Annotated in this window: 2 protein-coding genes; both read left to right on the forward strand. The window is 69.0% G+C overall.

Annotation, left to right across the window (positions count from 1 at the left end; genetic code table 11):
* On the forward strand, positions 1 to 1,201 hold a 1,201-nt coding region (locus G3N93_RS38395), incomplete at its 5' end, for a class I adenylate-forming enzyme family protein (RefSeq protein ID WP_206135373.1).
* 96 nt (positions 1,202 to 1,297) lie between these two features.
* Entirely contained in the window at positions 1,298 to 2,131 is an 834-nt protein-coding gene (locus G3N93_RS38400; protein WP_174938666.1) for a GyrI-like domain-containing protein, read from the forward strand.
* Positions 2,132 to 2,333: the final 202 nt, after the last annotated feature.

Here is a 2,333-nt window from a genome sequence, read left to right on the forward strand (position 1 = left end):
TTTTTTACATTCCACTGCTACTATCCGCTTCATCCCGCTGGCCCACGCTCTTTCCCTCCCCGCCGATGCCCGCCCGTCCTGCGTGAGCGGCCTCGCGCGCAGCGCCGTGCGCGCCGCGGCGCAGGTCGAACCCGAACCGCTGGCGAGCGACGTCGCGGCGATCATCTTCACGTCCGGCACGACGGGCGCGCCCAAGGGCGTGATGATGACGCACCGCGGCGTGCTGCATTTCGCGCGCGTCTCCGCGCAATCGCGTGCGCTGGGGCCCGACGACAAGGTCTACGCGTACGCGCCGATGACGCACATCTTCGGGCTGGGCACGGTGCTGCTCGCGTCGCTGCATGCGGGCGCCGCGCTCGAGATGCGCGCGCGGTTCGAGCCGGCCGAGCTGTTCGACGCGCTCGCACACCGGCGCGTGAGCCAGGTGCAAGGCCCGCCGATGCTGTTTGCCCGCCTGCTTCAGCACGGCGAGGAACAACACATCGCGCACCCCGACGCCCCGCATCTGCGCTACCTGTACGCCGGCGCCGGGCCGCTCGACAGCGCGCTCAAGCAGAAGGTCGAAACGATGTTCGGCCAGACCCTGCATCACGGCTACGGGTTGTCGGAATACGCGGGCTCGCTGCACGCGACGCGGCTGGGCGAAACGCGCCACGACACCAGCGCGGGCTACGCTTTTCCGGGCGCCGAACTGCGCATCGTCGATCCGGCCAGCGGCCGCACGCTGCCGGCCGGCGCGCGCGGCGAAATCTGGCTGCGCGGCACGGGCCTGATGCCCGGCTATTTCCGCGACCCGGACGCCACGGCCGACGTGATGCGCGACGGCGGCTGGTACGCATCGGGCGACCTCGGCGAACTGCACGACGACGGCGCACTGTTCATCGTCGGACGGCTCAAGGACATGATCATCCGCTCCGGCTTCAACGTGTATCCGGGCGAAGTGGAACAGGCGCTCAACGGTTTCCCCGGCATCCGGAATTCCGCCGTGGTCGGCCAGAAGGAAGCGGACGGCAACGAGGCCGTCGTCGCATTCGTCGAACTCGTCGATGCCACGCATCCGCTCGACGAAGCCGCGTTGCGCCAGTATCTGCGCGAACGGCTCGCCGCCTACAAGCACCCGGCGCGCATCCTCCCCATCGATGCGTTGCCGTTCAACGGCAACGGCAAGCTCATGCGGCGGGAATTGCTGGCGCGGCTGTAGCGCGCGAAACAGTGCCGGCGCGGTTTCCCCTTCTCCGAAAAAACCGCAAAATCTGCAAACCCGCCGACCCTACATTGCTCCTCCAGGAGCCCGCAATTGAAAACCCGAACCCTGACCCAATACGCCCGGCGCATGGACCCCGTCCTGCGCTGGCTGGCAAGCCATCCCGACGCCGACCCGGATCTGTATCTGCTGGCCGACCTCGCGTGCTTGTCGCCGTATCACTTTCATCGCGTCTACCGCGCGATGCTCGGTGAGACGGTGAATGCCACCGTGCAGCGCATTCGCATGCACCGTGCGGCGGTCGCACTGGGCGGGACCGGGGTGCCATTGCGCGACGTTGCGCAGCGCGCCGGCTATACGTCGGACGCTGCCTTCAACCGCGCGTTCGGTGCGACCTTCGGCCTGTCGCCGGGGCGCTACCGCGCGGCCCGCTCCGTTCCGTTCAATCCACAGGAGCTCGGCATGTATCCCGTTACCATCGAAACCTTCCCCGGCGCCGTACTGGCCGCATTGCCGCACCACGGCAGCTATCAGGAAATCGGCCCGGTGTTCACCCGCGCCTTCATGCTGGCCGCCGCCCGCGGCCTGGCGCGCCCCGAGGCGATCGGCTTCGGCGTGTATTTCGACGATCCCGAGCAGGTGCCGGCCGACCGGCTGCGCTCGATGGCCGGCATGTCCGTCGCGCCCGACGCCGAGGTGGGCGACGAGCTGGAACGCTTCGAGATCCCCGCCGGCCGCTGCGCGATCCTGACCTACACGGGGCCGTACAACGAGATGGACCGGCCGTATAACTGGATGTTCTCCGAATGGCTGCCCGCGAGCGGCATGGTGCCGGCCGACTTCCCGATGTTCGAGCAGTACCTGAACGACCCGCGCAGCACGCCGCCCGCGCAGTTGCAGACGCGCATCTGCATGCCGGTGAAGTAAGCGCCGCGCGGCCCCGGCGGAAGCACGCCGGGGCCTGCCGGCGATGGCCTGTCCCGGCCGCGCGCATCCGCCGGGGAAACCACGACCGCCCTGGACGCGGCTCACGCCGATCACGGGCGCTCTCTAACCCAGCCAGCGCGCATCGGGCCAGTCGCCCTGGTCGAACGTGGCCTTCACGCAGTCGAGCAGCACGGCAACCACG

The sequence above is a fragment of the Burkholderia sp. Se-20378 genome (genome assembly GCF_017104665.1).
In the GTDB taxonomy this organism is placed as follows: domain Bacteria; phylum Pseudomonadota; class Gammaproteobacteria; order Burkholderiales; family Burkholderiaceae; genus Burkholderia; species Burkholderia lata.